Consider the following 19374-nt stretch of genomic DNA (forward strand, 5'->3'; position numbering starts at 1 on the left):
CAGCCGAAGGCACGGTTGCCCCCGACGGTAATGCCGGCCTGGGCCATGGCGAGGTGCTTGCGCCGCACCCGCTTGGAGGGGCGGAATACGGAGCGTTCTCCATCTGGGTCTTTCCGATTCGAGATGGAGCAAGATCGGCTATCGACGATCGGCTGGTTTGATCAACCATTGCCGTTCCGGCTACTACGCTCGGTCGTGGTCCATCGACCGTCGGGATGCGGGCTGAGATGACCATCCACGCCTATGTGGCCAGCATCCGAACTGGGCAGGTGCTGGTGGTCGACCCGCTCGCGGGTGTCGTGAGCGCCGCCATCGGAGTCGGCGTGCTCCCCTTCGGAGTGGCGGTGGCTCCCGACGGCAGCCGTGTCTACGTCACCAACTTCGGTGGGAACGACGTGTCCGTCGTCGACACGGCCACCGGGGCCGTCACCGGCTGACGCCCCAGTCACCGGCTGACCGCCGCCGTGAGAGTGATCGTCGTGCCGATGGCCCCCGAACCCGGGGGGTTCACGGTAGTGCCACGACCTGTGTCCACAGGTCCTCGGTGTTGCGGATCTTCGCCAGGGCCTTCCTCGCGCCGGACGAGGAGGACAGCGCTCCTTCCTAGCCGTCCTTCAACAGGTAAAGCTTCTGCCCACACGCGAGCGGAAGGAGCCGGACGGCCCGCGTTCGCCTGCCATCTTTCTCTGCCGCGCGGACATTAGACTCTTTCAAGGAAATTGTGCCCGTGGTTCAGTGAACCTGGCGGACGGGTACCAGTGCAGCCACGGTAACAAACATGGTCAACGACCTCCGGTCGGTCCTCTCCTGCGAAAGCKAGACCTCTGATGAGTATCTACGACACTATCGGCGGCGCGACGGCCGTACAGGCCGCGGTCGACGATTTCTACGTCCGGGTGACGGCCGATCCCGTTCTTGCACCCCTCTTTGCCAACCGGGACCTGCCCCGTCTCAAGGAACACCAGCGAGCGTTCATCGCCGCGGTGATCGGTGGTCCCGAGGTCTACCGGGGTCGGGACATGGCCGCGGTACATGCCACGCTCGGCCTCACCGACGCCCACTTCGACGCGGTGGTGGACCATCTGCTCGCGGCGTTGACCGGCCTCGGTGTCCCGACGGAAACCACCGGCCAGATCRGAGCGGCCCTCGCCCCGCTGCGTTCCGACGTCGTCACGATATCGAAGTAGTAATACCTCACATCATACACGACCTTGCGCGGCCAGGCTAGTGAAGCCGCACCCGGCTCGAACGAGAGAAACCGGGCGGGGCACAGTTGCAAATGCGAACCGCCCGGGTTCGGTATGGACGCCATCATGTGAGAGATGGAGGTCGACGCCAATCGCCGTCGGCGACGGGGATGCTGTGGGCAAGGATGGCACGGACGTCGTTGGTGGTGAACGAGCCGTCCCGGCGGCTTCCTTTCTCGGCTAGCGGGTGCCGTCGGGTGCGGTCGAGCCAGCGGTAGCTGTCCGCGTCGACGAAGCAGCAAACCACGCGGACGGATTCGACGCCGGGACAGGTGCTGACCTTGTCCTCGACGAGGTCGCTGCTGGTCAGCCGTGCGAGGGGGAGGGCGTTCTTCGGCGTCGGGATCACCGCCTGCTCGGCGAGGCTGTAGCCGGCGTGGTGAGGCAGTGCTTCGGGGTGGGTGKGTCCCCTGCCGGCCCCGTGCCGGGTGTGYCTAGCCGTTTCGGCTGGTATGGGGGGCATGTTAACGCCGACTCGGCTACGGTGGGTTCGGTGCGCCGGGAAGTCTGGTCGGYAACGTGTGACCCGACCCCTTGGTGAGGAGCACCGCCGTGGGCCAAGTTCCGTCTCGCCGGTTCAGCCTGTTCGACCGCAGGTCGTGGCCCGAGGCTCGCCGGATCGCCGAGATCCTACGCAGGGAGGCCATCGGTGGCGGGCTGCTGCTCGCCGCGACGGTCCTGGCCTTGGGCTGGGCGAACTCGCCGTGGTCAGAGTCGTACCAGTCGATGCTGTCCTACCAGCTCGGCCCGTCCTGGGCGCACCTGGACCTCACCCTGGCTCAGTGGGCCGCCGACGGCCTGCTAGCGATCTTCTTCTTCGTTGCCGGGCTGGAACTCAAACGCGAGTTCATCGCCGGAGACCTCCGCGACCCTCGGCGGGCCGCTGTCCCGGTCCTGGCCGCCTGCGGGGGTGTCGCCGTTCCGGCCGTGCTGTACGCGCTGGTCAACGTCGGCGGTGACGCCTCAGCGGGCTGGGCGATCCCGACCGCCACCGACATCGCCTTCGCGCTGGCGGTGCTGGCGGTCATTGGCCGGCACCTGCCGTCCGGTCTGYGGACCTTCCTGCTCACCCTCGCGGTCGTCGATGACCTGCTCGCCATCGTCATCATCGCCGTCGTCTACACCCGCCACCTGTCGATCCTCCCGTTGCTGGGCGCGCTGGTGCCGCTGGCGTTGTTCACTCTGCTGGTCCAGCGCCGGGTGCGCTCGTGGTGGCTCCTCCTGCCCTTGGCCGCCGCGACCTGGACACTGGTCCACGCCTCCGGCGTGCACGCCACCGTGGCTGGCGTGCTGCTGGGGTTTGCCGTGCCGGTGCTCCGCGGTACCCGTGCCGGCGGCCCGGAGGCGGGACCGGGGCTGGCCGAGCACTTCGAGCACCGCTGGCGGCCCCTGTCGGCCGGGGTGGCGGTGCCGATCTTCGCGTTCTTCTCCGCCGGAGTCACCGTCGATGGCCTGAGCGGACTGAGCGCGGCGCTGAGCGACCGGGCGGCCCTCGGTGTCGTGCTCGGTCTCGTCGTCGGCAAGCCTCTGGGGATCATGGCCGCTACCTTCCTGGTAGCACGCTTCACTCGCGCCACCCTCGACGACGGGTTGACCTGGACCGACGTTCTCGGGCTCGCGGTCTTGGCCGGTATCGGATTCACCGTCTCCCTGCTCATCGGCGAACTGGCCTTCGGGAGCGGCAGCGCACGTGACGACCATGTCAAGATCGCTGTCCTGACGGGTTCTCTGCTCGCCGCCCTGCTYGCCGCCGTCGTGCTACGTCTGCGCAATCGCGTCTACCGCCGGCTCCAGGAAGCAGAGACCGCCGACCGCGACCACGRCGGCATCCCCGACGTCTACCAAGACCTGCACCGGTCCTCCCCACGCCCGTGGGGGTGATCCGGTCCGGTCGGTCCGCTCGTGCAGCACCATCAAGTCCACCCCACGCCCGTGGGGTGTTCCGCCCTCGGCAATCGAACAGGTGACGCACAGGTAACACACAGGACCGACTCCCACCCTCATAGTCACGGGGCTCCTCCCGGAGCGCCGGCAGGGTAGGAGGACACCGGCCATGGCCACACGTGAGCAGGGAATCCGACGGGTAGGCCCCGTCACCGCCGGACTGGCAGCCGTCGCGGCCGCCGGAGCCATCGGCTTCGGCGTGCTGGCCCATGAGCATTCCGCATCCGCGGCCACCTGGTCCTCGACGACGGACGACAGCTCGGTGACCTCGGGTAACGGATCCACCTCATCGTCGACCTCCGACAGCGCGTCCTCGTCCGGCGGCTGGTCGGGCGGGACGACGGTGGGGAGCGCCGACGGTCCCACGCACGCGTCGACCGGTGGTTCCTGAGATGCCCGGCGCGGCAGCGGCGGTCGAGTGGTCGGTGTGGAGCACGACCGCCCGGCTCGTGGTGACCGAGCCCGGCGCACTGGCCGCCGCCCGGGAGATCGTCGTGGACCATCTCGCGGCCGTTGACGAGGTCGCCAGTCGTTTCCGGGCCGATGCGGAGATCAACCAGCTCGATCACGCCGATGGGACGCCGCAACGGATCAGCCCGCTACTGGCAGACCTCGTCGGTGCGGCGCTCCTCGCGGCCCGGCGCACCGACGGGGACGTAGACCCGACCGTCGGCGGACCGCTCGCCGCTCTCGGCTACGACCGGGACATCACGTTGCTGCCGTCGGACGGTCCGCGGCTGCGGGTGGTGCACCGGCCGGCGCCGGGCTGGCAGCGGATCCGGCTGACCGGGAACACACTGACGCTGCCGGACGACGCGCGGCTCGACCTCGGAGCGACGGCGAAGGCGCAGGCCGCCGACCGCTGCGCCGCTCTGGTCGCCGAACGGCTCGACACCGGCGTGCTGGTCAGCCTCGGCGGGGATGTCGCCACCGCCGGGAACGCGCCGGAGGGCGGCTGGCGCATTCGGGTCCAGGACCGCCCGGGCGAGCCCGCCTGCACCATCACCCTGGCCGCCGGGAGCGCGGTCGCGACGTCCAGCACCCTCGGGCGGCGGTGGCGGCGCGGCGGGCGGCTCCTGCACCACATCCTGGATCCGCGCACCTGCCAGCCCGCGCCGGTGGTCTGGCGGACCGCCACCGTGGCGGCCGCGAGCTGCCTCGACGCGAACACGGCGAGCACCGCCGCGATCGTCCGTGGTTCCGCGGCGGTGGGCTGGCTGCGCCGGCTCGGGATGCCGGCACGGCTCGTCGCCACGGACGGCTCGATCGTCACGACCGCTGGCTGGCCCGCCCCGAGCCGGGCCAAGGTGGCCGGAGCCGGAGTGGCCGGAGCCGGAGTGGCCGGGGTCCGGGTAGACCGGGCCGAGACGGCTCCGCCCGCCGAGGATGGAACCCGAGTCACGTCCGCTGGATCGGCGACACGGCCGAGAGGTTCCGGCCGATGAGCACCGAAGCCCTCTGGTACGCCGCCCGGGGCACGGGCACCACGTGCCTGCTGCTGCTCACCCTGACGGTCGTCCTCGGCATCGTGGCCCGCTCGGGTCGCGGCCTCGCGGGTCTGCCCGGTTTCGCGATCGGCGCCGTGCACCGCGGCGCGAGCCTGCTCGCGGTCGTGCTCCTCGCCATGCACATCGGCACGCTGCTGCTCGACCCGTACGCGAAGCTCGGCATTGCGGATGTGGTCCTGCCGTTCGGCGCCGGCTACCGACCGCTGTGGGTCGGGCTCGGYACCGTCGCCGCCGACCTTCTCATCGCCGTGGTCGTGACCAGTCTGCTCCGCCGGCGCCTCGGCGTGCGCGCCTGGCGGGCAGTGCACTGGGCCGCCTACGGCGCCTGGCCACTCGCCCTCTCGCACGGCCTGGGCTCGGGCACCGACGCCGGCACGCCGTGGCTGCGAGCCGTCGCGATGGCCTGCGCGCTCGCCGTCGCCGGATCCGCGGCCTGGCGCTGCTCCCCCTCCTTCAGGATCCTCCCCCGCCCACACCGGCCCCCCAGCCCACACCGGCCCCCCAGCCCGCGACACCAACCGGCGGCGCCCACAACCATGACCCCCAGATCGGAGCAGACATGACCATCCGCGCTGCCACCGGAGCGGCCCAACCGTCCATCCCCACCGGCACCAGCATCGCCACCGGCACCAGCGACGTCGGCCGCGCCGGCTCCCCTGAGGCCCAGCCCGGGTGGGGGCGCGAGCCCTGGCCCGCGGCCATGCACGCGGTACGGCCCGCGGCCGGCGCGGGCGGCCTCCCCGCGCATCACGTCCCGGCCGGACGGCTGCTGACCGCAGCCRCGTCCGACCTCGCCGCGCACGACCGACAGTGTGGACCGCTGCCCTGGCGCGGCGGACCCGGGCGGTTACTTCCGGAGATCCACGACTCCGGGCTGACCGGGCGGGGCGGCGCGGCCTTCCCCACCTGGCGGAAACTCGCCGCGAGCGCCGAGGGCACCTGCCTCGACGGCAGCCACTCCGGCAGCGCGCACCGGGGCAGCACRCACCGGGGCAGCCAGCACCGGAACGCCGGGCACCGAGCCGACCGGTACCGCAGCAGCGCGCACCCCGTGGTCGTCGCCAACGCCGCCGAAGGGGAACCCGAGAGCGCCAAGGACGTCACCCTGCTCACCGTGGCGCCCCACCTCGTCCTCGACGGCCTGCAGCTCGCCGCGGAGGCGGTCGGGGCCGATGACGCCTTCGTCTATCTCAAACCCGGTCCGGCGGTCACGGCGGTCCGGCGGGCGCTGGCCCAACGGCGGGCCGCGGGCTGGGACCGGTTCACCGTCCAGATCCGGGAGGCGCCGGAGACCTTCGTCGCCGGGGAGGCATCGGCCGTCATCGCAGCGCTGGAGGGAGGGGCGGCCCGGCCGCGCGCGCACTGGCAACCGCTCGCCGAGGCCGGTTTCCACGGCCGTCCGACCCTGGTGCAGAACGCCGAGACACTCGCGCACCTCGCGTTGATCGCCCGGTGGGGAGCCAGCTGGTTCCGCTCGGTCGGGACCRCCGAGGAACCGGGCACGTTCCTGGCCACCGTGACGGGAGCGGTCGCCGCGCCCGGTGTCGTCGAGGTGCCGTTCGRCACCCCGCTCGGCACTCTCGCGCAGCTCGCGGGCGGCTTCACCGAGCAGGTCGGGGCCTTCCGGGTCGGCGGTTACAGCGGTGCGTGGCTGCCCGGCGGCCCGGGAGCGACGATCGCGATGTCCCGGGCGGCGCTGGCGCCGTGGGGTGCCGCACCGGGCACCGGAGTGGTCGCCGTCCTCCCGGCCCGGGGCTGTGGGCTCGTCGAGACCGCGCGCATCGTCGGGTACCTGGCCGCGCAGAACGCTGGCCAGTGCGGGCCATGCGTCAGCGGGCTGCCCCAGCTTGCGGACGCCGTGGCCGGGATGGCCCGAACGGATGGCGGGTCCGGCGGCCCGGTGCAGGGGGCTGGCGATCCGGGACAGTCCGCCATCCGGGCGCTGCGCCTCGCCGCCCTGGTCGCCGGTCGCGGCGCGTGMCACCACCCGGACGGCGCGGCCCGCCTCGTGCACAGTGCGCTGCGCACGTTCGTCGACGATATCCGGGCGCACGCCGAGGGCCGCTGCCTCGGCTCGGCGTGCGCATCCTGACCACACCCATCCCGACCAGGCAACGTCGACGAAGAATCCACAGGGGAGACAGATGCCATGAACACCACAGATGCCATGAACACCACAGATGCCATGAACACCACAAACGCCGGCGCGGCAGCCGGCCCGGCCCGGCTGTGGATCGACTGGACGGCGTGTGACGGCCGCGGCTGGTGTGTCGAGCTGCTACCCGAGCTGCTGACCCGCGATCCAGCGGGTTATCCGCTGGCTCGCGGGACGACCGGACAGTCGACCCGAAAAATCACCGTCTCCACGGAGCTGATCGAGCATGCTCGTCGGGCGGCGGATGCCTGTCCCCGGCTCGCGCTACACCTGCTCGCCGGCCAGGAACAGGGGTAGCCGGGCCCGGCGGCCGATGTCCGCTGTCTCGCTCGCTACGCTACCGCCGCATTACCACTTTGCTAAAGCCGCGCTACCGCTACCTGCCTGGGTAGCTGGCGGCCGCGAGGGCGAGGATCTCCTCACGGTCCTCGGCGAGCAGGAATCCGGTCGCGATCGCGTCGTCGGTGGCCCGGGTAAAAGCGGCGCGATAGTCCGCGGCGCCGGCGGGGTAACGGGCGGCGAGTGTGGCGGAATCCAGCGGCCGGGTGGAGCCGAAGATGGCGGAGGCGTCGGTGGGGTTCTGCCCCAGGCCGGACAGGACGGCGATGGGAACGTCGACCCAGGGAGTGCGCACGCCACCACGGGCGATGCCGTCCGCATCACGGAGAAGTACCGCTGGATCCGTCGCGGCGGTTAGCAGGTGGGGCGCGGACGGGGGCGCGACACCATAACGGATCCAGTCGTCCAGCGCGGCAATCGCGGCCTGGGCGACATAGTGCTGCTGCGGTCCGCTGTTGATCGCGGCGGTGAACGGGACGCCGAAAGGGGCGGCGCTGGGCACCAGAAGGCGTACCAGCTCCGCGGCAGGCAGCGCACCGTCGTCCCGGAAACCAGCCTTGAGCGTGTAGGTGTCGACGTGCGCCGCACCGGCGATCTCCCAGAGCCGAAACCRGTCGCTATCGGGTTGGCGGGCGCCCACGGCGCCAAGCACGCCGACGACGTCGGTCTCGCTCTGCACGACCATCACGGGCACCGCGACGTCCGTGCGCAGCCGGACATCCCCGGCCAGGGTCGGGCCGCCCCGACCGTCGAGGGACGCCGTGGTCCCCGGGCGGCCCTGGATCAGGTAACCGTCGAAACCGCCATGGCCACCGCCGGCGGCACGGCTCCTATCGCGGTCACCGCCGTCACCGTCCCGCGCCGCGATGGTGTTTACATAGGTCACCAGAAAGAACGCCGCCTGGGATGCGCCCACGGCGATCATCCGCGCCGGACGAAGGTGATCGAGGAGACCGCGACGCACGGTTTCCCCGGCCTGACGGAAGATGTCGAAGCTGTACGCGTCACCGGGATGGGACAGAATCGCGTAACGGGTGGGATCGGCGCTCTTAAGCGACGRCACGATCGGCCACCAACCGGTGCCGCGTTGCTCCCCGGCACCATCTTCGCCCGCATCGCCGCCGTCCGCAATACCGCCGTCCGCAACGGCCCTCGCTTCGACACCGGCCCCTTCGGCGGTGTCGATCCCATCGATGCCGATGCGTTGCGCCGACACCCCCACCCAGGCGAAACCGGCGCGGAGCAGATGCCGATGCGTCGTGAGCCATGCGGCGGCGGCGTCCATTCCGGCAGAGACGTTCAACCATTCCACGACGGCCGTGCCGTTGAAGGCGGTCGGGTCGGCAGGCCGGTAGACGATGAGACGGGTCCGAAACGGCGCCTGACCGGCGACCACCACGTCCCATCTGCCATCAGAGGTGATCGGACCCGTCGCGGCATAGGAGTCGGCGGTTCCGCTCACGAAGRACTCCTCCGCCAGATAGCCGATGGAGGCCAGATCGAAAGACGTCGAGATCAGGCTCGCCTGGCCGGCGATCGGCCCGTCGACTCGCACCGACGCCATCTCCATCAGCTCCATCGATTCGGTTCCTCTCGCGCTCGCCGCACGGATCCACGATCCATCGTGCCGCACGCGAGCGCATCGAACCGATGGCCGCCGTTGCTCAGATGTCATATTCCGGGGACTTTTGACCCGTGACCGGGACATAAATCACGATCCGATGGTCAGGAGCCTCGTGGTCCGCGCGGGCCTCGATGAGGCCGCGTGGAGAGGTGCCACCTCCGAGCCGGTGTGCGGTTTCACTCCGCGGGACGCGCCTGGCATGCCGCGACCACACCGCACATCGAGAATGGGTACGGGTACGGCGCCATCGGGCCACTCGTTGGACCACCCGTTGGACCACCCGTCGGACCACTTTGCCCCGGCCGTGCGGCCCGCTCGTCCCTCGACGGCGGGCCGCACGTGCGCGGATGCGGCTCAGTGGCCGTGCGCAACGGCGCGGCGCAGGACCACCCGGTCGAACTCCTGACCATGCTCGTCCAGGCCCCGGATGGTCAGGGTGGAGTACCCGCCGGGCCGGCCCGGATCGGACTCGGCAGCCACGAAGGCGTAGTCGTCGAAACGGGTCCGCGACCAGTTGATGGACTCCGGTGCCTTCGTCCCGTCGGCCTGCCAGACATAGCTGTTCGRCACAACGTTCGAGCCCGGTACGATTTTTCCTCGGTAGGACTCCGGCTCACCGGTCTGGAACTGGTAGCGGGGCCGTCCCGCGCTGCCCGCGACGATGTAGGTGGTGCCGTCCTTCGCGGGTTCGATCGTCGAGCCGTCGGGCGCCTCGCGGGTCGGTGCGTTCGCGCGGATCGGGTCGGTGCGCTCGTACAGGTGGTTGTGACCCTGCAGCACGAGGTCGACCTGGTAACAGTCGAACAACGGCGCCCAGGCGCCGCGGACGCCGCCGTCGCTGGCGTGCTGCGCGGTCGTCGAATAGGCGCAGTGGTGGAAGAAACAGACGATGAAATCGATATCCGGGTCGTTCCGGTAGCCCTTCAGCGTGCTCTCGACCCAGGACGTCTGCGCACCGTTCGAATATCCGGTGTTCGCCTTGATCTCATAACTGAGGTCGTTGGCGTCCAGCGAGAGCACGGCCACGTTGCCGTGGACGAAGGAGTACACGCTCGGGCAGCCCTGAGGCCCCCCGCCTGGCAGGTCCAGGCGGGCGAGGTGGCCGCCGTAGCCGTGCGGGGAGTAGAGCGCCTCCATGTCATGGTTGYCGGTGGCGAACATCCACGGCGTGCGGGCACTGCTGACCTCGATGTCGGCCAGGTAGACGTCCCAGACGGTCGGGTCATAATTGTCGAAACCGGTAGGAGATACGCCGGCGGCCGTCCGCTTGGGCGGCCTTCCCTGACCCGATGGGTCCGCGTAGCTGATGTCCCCGGCGAGCAGGTGGAACACCGGGTCCTGGCGGGCGATGGCCGCGGTGACAGCCGACGCGTGGGCGACCATCGGGGCGTTGTCGGCCTTGTAGTAATTGTCATCGAACACACCTTTCGGATCGCCCGGCGGGGTGGTGTTCGAACCGTGGTCGCCCATCATCGTGAACCGGAACGGGCCGCCATGGCGTCCCTTCCGGTGTCCGGTGCGGACCGCCTGCACGGGGGTGGCTTCCCCACCGGGAATCCGGAAACGGTAGTAGTATTCCCGGCCCGGCGTCAGATTGTCGAACGCCGCGTGCACGTAGTACTGTTCGACGGCGAGAATCGAGCCGTCGGCCTGGGGGACCTGGGACAGCAGCGGTCGGATCTCCGCCTCGACCGTGCCGCCGAGACCGCGTCCCGGCCCGATATCGACCAGAACCTTGCCGCGGCCCGGGTTACGCGACAACTGCGCCGCCAGCCGAAGCTGCCGGGACGGATCGGCGCCGAAGGCGGTGTGCCTGCCGCCCACGAGCAGGGGACTGTCGTTCGTGGCGGCGTAGGCGGCCCGGCCGAACGGCGTGCCGAACAGGCTCGCCGCGCCGGCACCAGCCAGACCGCCGAGCAGAATCCCGCGTCGGCTGACCGGCCGCCGCCGGAGAAAGGTCTGGAGCCATTCGTACTGCTCGGCGATTGTCATGTCCTCGGCCATACCGGCCGGAACACCCGACGCCACCACTTCGCTGGGAGGACTCACAGGCATACCGCTGAAAGTAGGCCCGTCGCCTGTCGAATATTGCAAATACACGGTGGCGAACCACCGAAATATTTGTAAACATCGCGGGAGGACTTCCCTGGCCCTGGCGGAGTCAGCCTGCTGACGGGCATCAGCCTGCTCTATGATCATCCTGTTCCTGATTCCTGCCGGCAGCCGTGCCCAGTGCGCGGGTACGGCCCATGGTTGGGCCGTACCCGCTCGGGCATCCGCCAGGTATTCCCGAACGGGTATCTCCCGCGGGTGGCTCCGGCTGGCGTTTCCGTCAGCCGGAGCCACCCGCACGCAGGGCGCACTCAGCGCCGCTCAGCCGGCATCGTTCAGCCGGCATCGTTCAGCCGGCGCCGAAGAGCCCCTGCGCGAGAAAGCCGCCCGCGGGCGCCGCGGGCGGGACGGCGAACAGGGCACTGGAGGTGTGCCGGATGAAGGTGTTCAATGCGTCGCCGGCCGCGAGGGTCCGCTGCACCGCGACGAACGCCGTACGCGGGTCGGCCTGGTAGGCCGCGAAGAACAGGCCGGCGTCCGGCTCGCCGGCTGAGTCCAGGCCGTCGTCATAGGAGTAGCCGCGACGAAGCATGGCGATCCCACCGTGGAACGACGGGTGGGACAGCCGGACATGGGCGTTGCCGGCGATCGCGAGACTGCCGTCGGCGGCGCGGGCAGTGAAGTCCGGCTGGATGGTCTCAGCGCCGCCCTGCCCCACCGGCGGTGCCGAGAGCGCGGTACCGTCGGACTTACGGCGGCCGATGACCGCGCTCTGAGCCGTCTCGTCCAGCCGCGCCCAGGCATCGAGCAGCATGCGGATACGCCGGCAGACCAGGTAGGACCCGTCCCGCATCCATTCCGGCCCGCTGGACACCCACACCGCCCGGTCGAACCGCGGCGTGCCCGGTCCCGGGTTGTCCGTGCCGTCGATCTGCCCCATCAGGTTGCGTGGGGTGGACCCGGGGTTGAACGCGGCCGCCGCGGAACGAAGGAATCCCCGCTGGATCCAGCGGGGCCTGGCATCCTGAGCGGCGAGACGACGCATCTGCCGGGAAGCCGAGACCGCGACCATCGGATCCTCGGCGCAGACCTGCACGCCGAGATCCCCGCCACTGCGCGCCAGATCGAGCTGGTCACCGGGCATCGCGGGAATGTCCGCGAACTCCGCGGGTATCTGCGCGTCGAGACCGGCGCGGCGCAGCGCGGACGCGCCGAGCCCGATGGTGATCGTCAGCCCCGCCGGTCCGAGTCCCTGGGTGTCCCGCTCAGCGCCGTCGAGCGGCTCGCCTCGCATCAGCACCGCGGCGGCGGCCGTCCAGGTGCGCAGCACCGCGGCGAGGGATGTGCGGACCGCGGCCGGGCCGGACGTCGTCAGGTCGTAGGCGGTGAAGACGAGCTGCGCGGGAGGGCGGTCGGCGATTCCGGGCTGGTGACGGCCGTCGCCCACCACCCCGGCCAGCGCCTCACGACGGACCGCGGCGACGCGGTCCGTCCCGCCCGACTGGTCCTCCTGGGGACGTTCCGCGGCAACGGCGACACCGCCGTCGAGGGCCATGACTCCCCCGAGGCCTCCCCCGATCGCGACACCACCGCCGAAGCCGAGCAGCCCGGCGCCCCGCAGCACCCTGCGGCGGTGGGGACCGATCGGGCGGTTCTCCCGGACCGCATCCGTCGCATCGGCGACATCCGTTACATCGGCAGCGTCCACAATGTCCGACACGCCCGCCCTACCGGCTCTATTGGACATACCAGTTTCAGCCATACCGGTTCCATCCGTCCTGTCGCTCACGGGATCCATACCGGCGCCGCGGTGAGATCCGACATCATCCTCGGGCCGGCAATCCTCGGGCCGACGTCAGGGCGGCGATTGTCACCGGAGGACACCCGGGTGAGCCGTCCGGTGAGGTGTTCGCATGGATCATAGGGCAGTTCCGCGATGTCCGTGAGGTGYATGTCCCGCATAGTGACTGTCGAACCGCACTCAGCGCCGCCCATCCCGGGTCTAGAGACGTCGTGTCGTCGAACGTTTACACATAGATACAGAATGAAGCGGAAATGCCGAACGGCCTGCCAACGGGCGACACGAGGAACCGATCAGCGTGYGGGAACGACGACGTCACCGACGCGCGGGACCATGCCCGGCCCGGCGGATCTCACCGGTCGCAGAGGTTCGGGTCGCTGCCCCAGCCACGCAGCACGTTCTTCTCGATCTTTCCGGTGGAAATCTTCGGYAGCTCACGGAAGATGATCTGCCGTGGAGGGCGCCGTCAACCACCGCGGGGCGCTCGGCGAACGCCCCAGCCGACCTTGACTAACCCTCCGCGCTTCTCCGGGCGACGGGTTCGCCCCGGCGACGGGCCAAGCCCCACCGTGCACTCGAGTTCAGTCCGCGCAGCGCCCTGCGCACGGCCGGGTGCTGGCTGACACGGTGCACCGGGTAGCGCCACGGCGGCTGTTCGCCCTGGCGCGACGCCATCGAGTAGGCGAACGACACCGGATCCTGATCGAGGTATGGGTCCACCCGTTCGAACCAGGCCATGCTCGTCCGCGCCGCCGCCTGCAGAGGACCCAGGGCCGCCCGGCCCCGCCGGTCGAAATCTCGCAGCGCGGCCGGCAGATCGCCGCCGCTGTCGTACATGCTCTGCGCGAGCGYGACCGCATCGACGATCGCGAGCGCCGTGCCCGACCCGAAGGCGAAGTGCGTGGTGTGGGCGGCGTCACCGATCAACACGACGTTGTCGTGGTACCAGCTCCGATTGGTGACATCGGCGAAGCGCAGCCACCGCGCCGCCCGGCCGCGGCACTGGCTGATCAGCGGATGGCCGTCCAACGGACCAGAGAAGATCTTTTCCAGCATCCGCGGCGCGTCCTCAGCGCTCAGGAGATCAAGGCCGAGTCCCTTCCACGTCCGCTGGGAGCATTCCACGATGCAGGTGCTGACGCCGACGCTGGACGGATAGGCGTGGAACCAGATCCATCCCGCGGAGGTCCGTTCGAAGGCGAAGGTGAAGCTGTCGAAGCGCTTGTCGGTGCCGAGCCAGATGTACGGGTTACCGCCGATCTCGACCTTGGTACCGAAATCGTCCTGGGCCAGCTGGCGCACCCGGCTGTTCGCGCCGTCGGACGCCACGACGAGATCGGCGTCGGCATACGGGCGCAGGTCGTCCACCTCGTGCCGGTACTCCACCTCGACGCCGAGATCGGTAGCCCGCCGGGCGAGGATTTCGAGCAGCGCGGCCCGCTGCAGGCTGAAGCCGTAGCCGGTGAGATATGCCGCCGACGATCCGCCCAGACTGATCCGCTGTTCCTGCCAGAGAGTGGACGCAGCCCGCAGGGCACGAGCGCTGCCTGGGTCGTTGCGGAAAAGGACGTCCAGAAGGTTATCCCAGTACACGACCCCCCAGCCGTAGGTCGCCCCGGGCGGGTCGCGTTCGAGGACTATGATCTCCTGGCTGGCGTCACGGCGTTTCGCCGAGATAGCGAAGTAAAGTCCTGCCGGTCCGCCCCCCACACAGACGATCCTCACCGCAGGTGCCTCCTCTGTGTTCCTCCTCGGCGTGACCCGGACGGCGGGTGGCAACGACCGTTCGCCGRCTCGTCACCACCGTCGCCCCGGAGAGGAGCACCGCCAGCGGATGTCGTGGTGCCCACTTGTCGGGTTGCCCGGTTTCCCCGCATTGTCGGGTTACCCCGCGTTGTCGGGTTTCCCGGTTTCCCCGCATTGTCGGATTTCCCGATTGTCGGGTTGACCKATCGTCAGATTGCTGGTCGGGTTGCTGGATTGTCGGGAGCCGGGATCACCAGCCACCCCAACGACCCCAGCCACCCCAACGACCCCAGYCACCCCAACGACCCCAGCCACCCCAGTGGCCCCAGCCGCCCCAGTGGCCCCAGCCCCAGCCCCAGCCCCCGAAGAAACCGGTGACCTGCCGGAACGAGCCCTCGGCCCGGAGCGTCGGTGCCTCATATGTTGCTTTCATGCCGGATTCCTCCGTCCGACTTCGACTTATTCGATCCATGTAACTCTCGGCGATCAAGACGACACCGTGGCTGCCGTCGGCGTCCCAGCTCCGACCTCCACTTACCGCCTGTGACCAACCATCTTCGATTCTGCCCCTTTGCTGTCCATTGCTGGTTCATCACTGGTTCGGTGGCACCGGCGGGAGTCGCGGTGGAGACGGGCGCCGATCAAGAAGATCATCGCCGTAGCCGGCCGAAGCCCCGACTCACGGGCCGGCAGCCGTCGAAGGTCCCACGCCGCATCGAAGGCGCCCTGCGGGGCCGGACGGGAGCGTTAGGCGACGTCGCGGTCGCGCGCGTCCTCGGGCAGCAGGGTGCGCAGGCCCAGAATGATGTTGGTGATCCCGAACTCGAAATCCTCCGGGACGGTGACGCCGGAAGGCTGCGCCGCCGCGGGGACCGCCGCGGCCGGATCCTCAGCCGGCCGCTCGGTGAGCAGGAAGCCCCGGGTGTATGWCGAGAGCGTGAAGAAAGCGTGCCAGGCCAGCGACGACGGGAATCCGGCATCCCGCAGCCCAGCCAGCAGTTCCGCCGCCCGCGGCCAGGAGGTGATGGTCTCCTGGTAGGTCAGACTACCGATACGACGTGCAATCAGGTCGCATTTCAGGTCGTCGACGGCGAGCAGCGCATAGAAATTTTTGAAGAACTCGCGGAGCACGTCCTCCCAGGCGTCACCGCGGAGGGCAGGCATGCTCTCATAGAAAGAGACGAGTGCTTCCTCGGCCATGGCATCGAGGAGTTCTCGCTTACTCTTGAAATACCAGTAGATGCTGGTGACACCGACGTCGAGATACGCGGCCAGGCGGGGCATGCTCAACTGATCTACCGGCGTGTCCCGACAAAACTCGAAGACGCCCGCCAGAATCCCCGGGGCATTGATGGATCCCCGAGCACGCCGCGACCGGGGGCGCTTCGAGCCCGTGTTCGCCGAGGGGGGCACGCGCTAGCCTCCGCATCGTGGGGATGGCCCGGGAACGGCCCCGCCGCCCAGGACCACACCGAGTATCCTACCGGAWGGTTCTCCGGATGGCGTGAGACATCTGCCGCATCCGGCGGGTGCAGTGGTTGGCCCAGGGCCAGACGGCAGGATAGTCCAGACCACCACAAGGCCACCCCGCCGAAGGCCGGCCGGACCGTCCCGCCCGRCACACCACACGCCACCTCCGGCGCCGTCGCCCCGCCGCAATCCGCGCTCTTACCACCGCCCTCCCCATCACCCCCAACCCACCGACACCCCCCACCCGCCCAAACCGGACACCCACCTCAGTTCCACCCCACACCCACTCCGACCCACGCCGAATCCACCAGCTCAACACCACACACCTACACTGACCGGAACAGTCACTGACCGGAACAGTGCGGCATCGCGACTCCACCCACCAGGCGACCGAAGACCAACACCAGGAGGGTGAAAATGGCCATTCCGCGGCGCCAGGCAATCAGGATCGGCGCTTATCTCCTCAAACAGAAACTCGCCAGACGGRACAAGTTCCCGATCACCCTCGAACTCGAACCCCTGTTCGCATGTAACCTCGCCTGTGAGGGCTGCGGCAAGATCCAACATCCCGCGGACGTGCTGAAACAGCGCATGCCCGTCGAGCAGGCGCTCGCCGCCGTCGAYGAGTGCGGCGCCCCCGTGGTGTGCCTGGCAGGCGGCGAACCGCTGATGCACCCGCAGATCGAGGACATCGTGGCAGGCCTGGTGAAACGTAAGAAGTTCATCTACCTGTGCACGAACGCCCTCCTGATCCCACGCAAGATCGACAAGCTGCGTCCGTCACCGTACCTGTCCTTCGCGGTACACATCGACGGCCTCGAGGAACGCCATGACAAGTCCGTGGCCAAGCCGGGCGTGTTCGCCCAGGCCGTGGACAACATCAAAGAGGCGCAGCGCCGCGGCTTCCGCGTCACCACGAACACCACGTTCTTCAACACCGACACCCCTCAGACCGTGATCGAGGTGTTGGACTTCCTCAACAACGACCTCAACGTCGACGGGATGATGCTCTCCCCCGCCTACGCCTACGAGAAAGCCCCCGACCAGGACAGCTTCCTCGGGGTCAAGGAAACCCAGGAACTGTTCCGCAAGGCGTTCGCCGACGGCCGCCGCAAGAACTGGCGGATCAGCYACTCCCCCCTGTTCCTGGACTTCCTCGAAGGCAAGATCGACTTCCCGTGCACGGCCTGGGGCATTCCGTCCTACTCCCTGTACGGCTGGCAGAAGCCGTGCTATCTGATGGGCGACGGCTACGCCAAGACCTACCAGGAACTCCTTGACACCACCGACTGGGAGGCCTACGGACGAGGCCGCGACCCACGCTGCGCGAACTGCATGGCACACTGCGGCTACGAACCGACCGCCCTCGCGGCGACCCTGTCCTCCCTGCGGGAATCCATCCGCGCGGCCCGCTGAGACCGGCCCCCGGACCACCGGCCAGTCCGGGAACACCGGCCAGCCCCGGGAAACGACCTCGGTGCCGGCGTCCACATCCTCCGGGCGGAGGGCGACGGCCGCCGCACCGAGGTCCTCCACCACCAGACACCCGGCTCAGATGTGCCGGGAAGGGCGGCATAAGCGGGATCCGACCCGAAACCGCATTATGATCCAATTATGACCGCTGGYGCCCCGACGCTCACCCACCGTCCCCTCGCCGGTCCGACGTCGTGGGCCGCGGCGGCGCCCGTCTCGCCCTCGTAGGGCTCGCGGGTCTTTGTAGGGGTCCCACAACACCTGACCGCCGACATCGGTAGCGACGGAGCTGTCCAGACCGCGCCCCGAGCTGGGAAGGTGACCCGGAGCGAGGATCGGAACCGCCTTTCGGGCGTTCCGCCCTCATCGTGACGGGAAGGGGTAGTTAGTGGTTTACGACAAGATCGTGGTAACGGGTCTCGGTGCGATGACTCCACTCGGCGGCGACCTCGCCGCCACCTGGGACGGGCTGGTCGCGGGTGCCTCGGGTGTCGCGGTGATCGAAGACGAATGRGCGCGGGAGCTGCCGGTCCGACTCGCCGCACAGCTGCCCGTCGACCCCGCGGCAACACTGCCGCGCAAGGACAGCCGCAAGCTCGACCGCGGTGAACAGATGGCGATCGTCACCGCCCGGCAGGCATGGGCGGACGCGGGATCCCCCGAGGTCGCTCCCGAGCGGCTCGCGGTCGTCATCGGCACCGGTTACGGCGGGGTGCAGTCCACCCTGGGCCAGCACCGCATCCTGGAGCAGGCCGGTGCGCGCCGGATGTCCCCTCACACGGTGATCATGCTAATGCCCAACGGCCCGGCGGCGTGGGTGAGCATCGACCTCGGCGCGAAGGCCGGCGCCCGCACCCCGGTCAGCGCCTGCGCGTCCGGCGCCGAGGCGATCGCCACCGGTATGGAGATGATCCAACACGGGCTGGCCGACGTCGTGGTCGCCGGCGGCGTCGAGGCGCCGGTCGACACGCTGCCGCTGGCGGCGTTCGCGCAGATGAAGGCCCTCTCGACCCGGCACGGCGACCCGGCAGCCGCCTCCCGGCCCTTCGACGCCGACCGTGACGGCTTCGTGCTCGGCGAGGGCGCCGGCCTGCTGGTCCTGGAACGGGCCGGGTTCGCCGCCGCCCGCGGCGCCCGCGTGTACGCCGTCGCCGCCGGCGCGGCCACCAACTCCGACGCCCTCGACATCGTCACCGCCGACCCCGCCGGGCAGCGCAGGGCCATCGAGGCCGCACTGGCCGGCGCCGGCCTCACCCCCACCGATATCGACCTCGTACACGCCCACGCCACCTCTACCCCCGTCGGCGACCCCCTGGAGGCCGAGGCGATCACTCAGACAATCGGCACCCATCCGGCGGTCACGGCCACCAAGTCGATGACCGGGCACATGCTCGGCGCCGCCGGCGCGGTGGGCGCCATCGCCACGGTGCTCAGCATCCGCGACGGCGTCATACCCCCGGTGCGCAACCTTGACCGGCTCGACCCGACGATCAAGCTCGACGTCGTGTCCGGACCGGCCCGCCACGAGACCGTCCGCGCCGCCGTGGCCAACGCCTTCGGCTTCGGTGGGCACAACGTCTCCCTGGCATTCACCGCCCCCTGAACCGGCCGCACCGACCCCGCCGGGCGTGGGCGAGGAGGAGGGTGACGTCGTCGTCGTAGCCGTCGTTGCCGTCGTTGCGGTTGAGGAGGGTCAGTAGCCGGTCCGCGGTGGTGGGCAGGTCGGCTGTTTCGGTGAGGATGCGCAGCAGGCGTCGGCAGCCCTCGCCGATGTCGACGGTGGGGGATTCGACGAGGCCGTCGGTGTAGAGGGCGAGGGTGGAGCCGGGGGGGAAGCGGTGGCGGGTTTCGGTGAAGGTCTGTTCGGTGACGCCGAGGATGATCCCGTGGGGGTCGTCGAGGAGGTCGGCGGTGCCGTCGGGGTGGCGCAGGGCGGGGGGGAGGTGGCCGCCGTTGGCCACGGTCAGGGTGCTGGTGGCCGGGTCCTGGATGACGTAGGCGACGCTGGCGATGGT

18 protein-coding genes are annotated in these 19374 nt (G+C 69.8%); 10 read left to right on the plus strand and 8 right to left on the minus strand.

What is annotated here, in order from left to right:
- Positions 1 to 227: 227 nt before the first annotated feature.
- Both Manayef4_RS18870 and Manayef4_RS18875 read left to right on the plus strand, forming a co-directional pair.
- On the plus strand, positions 228 to 437 hold the full coding sequence (locus Manayef4_RS18870; RefSeq protein ID WP_011436977.1) for a hypothetical protein: 210 nt from the start codon (positions 228 to 230) through the stop codon (positions 435 to 437).
- Between the two features lie 390 nt (positions 438 to 827).
- Positions 828 to 1187 carry a group 1 truncated hemoglobin gene (locus tag Manayef4_RS18875; protein WP_070132603.1) on the plus strand — a complete coding sequence of 120 codons (360 nt, stop codon included), beginning with the start codon at positions 828 to 830 and terminating at the stop codon, positions 1185 to 1187.
- 124 nt (positions 1188 to 1311) lie between these two features.
- Here the strand turns inward: Manayef4_RS18875 and Manayef4_RS18880 are convergent, their stop codons facing one another.
- Positions 1312 to 1596 carry a hypothetical protein gene (locus tag Manayef4_RS18880; RefSeq protein WP_035912384.1) on the minus strand — a complete coding sequence of 95 codons (285 nt, stop codon included), beginning with the start codon at positions 1594 to 1596 and terminating at the stop codon, positions 1312 to 1314.
- A gap of 203 nt (positions 1597 to 1799) precedes the next feature.
- Here Manayef4_RS18880 and nhaA point away from each other — a divergent pair, with 203 nt between their 5' ends.
- From nhaA to Manayef4_RS18910, 6 genes are all read left to right on the plus strand, one after another.
- Positions 1800 to 3128 carry a Na+/H+ antiporter NhaA gene (gene nhaA, locus Manayef4_RS18885; protein WP_070132605.1) on the plus strand — a complete coding sequence of 443 codons (1329 nt, stop codon included), beginning with the start codon at positions 1800 to 1802 and terminating at the stop codon, positions 3126 to 3128.
- A gap of 172 nt (positions 3129 to 3300) precedes the next feature.
- On the plus strand, positions 3301 to 3582 hold the full coding sequence (locus Manayef4_RS18890; RefSeq protein WP_011436981.1) for a hypothetical protein: 282 nt from the start codon (positions 3301 to 3303) through the stop codon (positions 3580 to 3582).
- 1 nt (position 3583) lies between these two features.
- Positions 3584 to 4636, plus strand: coding sequence for an FAD:protein FMN transferase (locus tag Manayef4_RS18895; RefSeq protein WP_011436982.1), 1053 nt, complete (start codon positions 3584 to 3586; stop codon positions 4634 to 4636).
- Positions 4633 to 5262 carry a ferric reductase-like transmembrane domain-containing protein gene (locus Manayef4_RS18900; RefSeq protein WP_023841956.1) on the plus strand — a complete coding sequence of 210 codons (630 nt, stop codon included), beginning with the start codon at positions 4633 to 4635 and terminating at the stop codon, positions 5260 to 5262. The genes Manayef4_RS18895 and Manayef4_RS18900 overlap by 4 nt, the downstream gene beginning before the upstream one ends.
- Positions 5259 to 6791 (plus strand): NADH-ubiquinone oxidoreductase-F iron-sulfur binding region domain-containing protein, encoded by a 1533-nt coding sequence (locus tag Manayef4_RS18905; RefSeq protein WP_070132606.1) that lies wholly within the window; start codon positions 5259 to 5261, stop codon positions 6789 to 6791. The genes Manayef4_RS18900 and Manayef4_RS18905 overlap by 4 nt, the downstream gene beginning before the upstream one ends.
- 57 nt (positions 6792 to 6848) lie before the next feature.
- A complete protein-coding gene (locus Manayef4_RS18910; protein ID WP_139140145.1) occupies positions 6849 to 7151 on the plus strand; it encodes a ferredoxin in 303 nt (100 codons plus the stop codon).
- A gap of 79 nt (positions 7152 to 7230) precedes the next feature.
- Here Manayef4_RS18910 and Manayef4_RS18915 read toward each other — a convergent pair whose 3' ends face one another.
- The 6 genes from Manayef4_RS18915 to Manayef4_RS18935 form a co-directional block, all read right to left on the minus strand.
- Entirely contained in the window at positions 7231 to 8772 is a 1542-nt protein-coding gene (locus tag Manayef4_RS18915; protein ID WP_217494140.1) for an alpha/beta hydrolase domain-containing protein, read from the minus strand.
- Between the two features lie 399 nt (positions 8773 to 9171).
- A complete protein-coding gene (locus tag Manayef4_RS18920; protein WP_070132608.1) occupies positions 9172 to 10872 on the minus strand; it encodes a metallophosphoesterase family protein in 1701 nt (566 codons plus the stop codon).
- 346 nt (positions 10873 to 11218) lie between these two features.
- A complete protein-coding gene (locus Manayef4_RS18925; protein WP_011436988.1) occupies positions 11219 to 12589 on the minus strand; it encodes a Dyp-type peroxidase in 1371 nt (456 codons plus the stop codon).
- Positions 12590 to 13180: 591 nt separating this feature from the next.
- Entirely contained in the window at positions 13181 to 14395 is a 1215-nt protein-coding gene (locus Manayef4_RS18930) for an FAD-dependent monooxygenase (protein WP_070132610.1), read from the minus strand.
- A gap of 271 nt (positions 14396 to 14666) precedes the next feature.
- Positions 14667 to 14849 carry a keywimysin-related RiPP gene (locus Manayef4_RS23455; protein ID WP_083282558.1) on the minus strand — a complete coding sequence of 61 codons (183 nt, stop codon included), beginning with the start codon at positions 14847 to 14849 and terminating at the stop codon, positions 14667 to 14669.
- Positions 14850 to 15163: 314 nt separating this feature from the next.
- Positions 15164 to 15829 carry a TetR family transcriptional regulator gene (locus Manayef4_RS18935; RefSeq protein ID WP_070132612.1) on the minus strand — a complete coding sequence of 222 codons (666 nt, stop codon included), beginning with the start codon at positions 15827 to 15829 and terminating at the stop codon, positions 15164 to 15166.
- Positions 15830 to 16303: 474 nt separating this feature from the next.
- Between Manayef4_RS18935 and hpnH the strand changes: the two genes are divergently transcribed.
- Together hpnH and Manayef4_RS18945 are read left to right on the plus strand one after the other, a co-directional pair.
- The gene (gene hpnH, locus Manayef4_RS18940) at positions 16304 to 17302 is read left to right on the plus strand and encodes an adenosyl-hopene transferase HpnH (protein ID WP_070132614.1); all 999 of its coding nucleotides are present in this window, start codon (positions 16304 to 16306) and stop codon (positions 17300 to 17302) included.
- Between the two features lie 445 nt (positions 17303 to 17747).
- Positions 17748 to 18962, plus strand: a complete 1215-nt coding sequence (locus Manayef4_RS18945) for a beta-ketoacyl-[acyl-carrier-protein] synthase family protein (protein ID WP_083282559.1) — start codon at positions 17748 to 17750, stop codon at positions 18960 to 18962.
- On the opposite strand, the gene Manayef4_RS18950 is transcribed toward Manayef4_RS18945, so the two are convergent.
- Positions 18949 to 19374, minus strand: a 426-nt coding sequence (locus tag Manayef4_RS18950) for a PP2C family protein-serine/threonine phosphatase (protein ID WP_139140146.1), incomplete at its 5' end; no start/stop codon positions are given. The two genes, Manayef4_RS18945 and Manayef4_RS18950, sit on opposite strands and share 14 nt — an antisense overlap.

Source organism: Frankia sp. CgMI4, assembly GCF_001756285.1.
Lineage (GTDB): Bacteria > Actinomycetota > Actinomycetes > Frankiales > Frankiaceae > Frankia > Frankia casuarinae.

Excerpts from the sequence above, each read along its gene's own strand:
- Manayef4_RS18870 (WP_011436977.1), top strand. The coding sequence starts at position 228 with ATGACCATCCACGCCTATGTGGCCAGCATCCGAACTGGGCAGGTGCTG.
- Manayef4_RS18890 (WP_011436981.1), top strand. The coding sequence starts at position 3,301 with ATGGCCACACGTGAGCAGGGAATCCGACGGGTAGGCCCCGTCACCGCC.
- Manayef4_RS18895 (WP_011436982.1), top strand. The coding sequence starts at position 3,584 with ATGCCCGGCGCGGCAGCGGCGGTCGAGTGGTCGGTGTGGAGCACGACC.
- Manayef4_RS18910 (WP_139140145.1), top strand. The coding sequence starts at position 6,849 with ATGAACACCACAGATGCCATGAACACCACAGATGCCATGAACACCACA.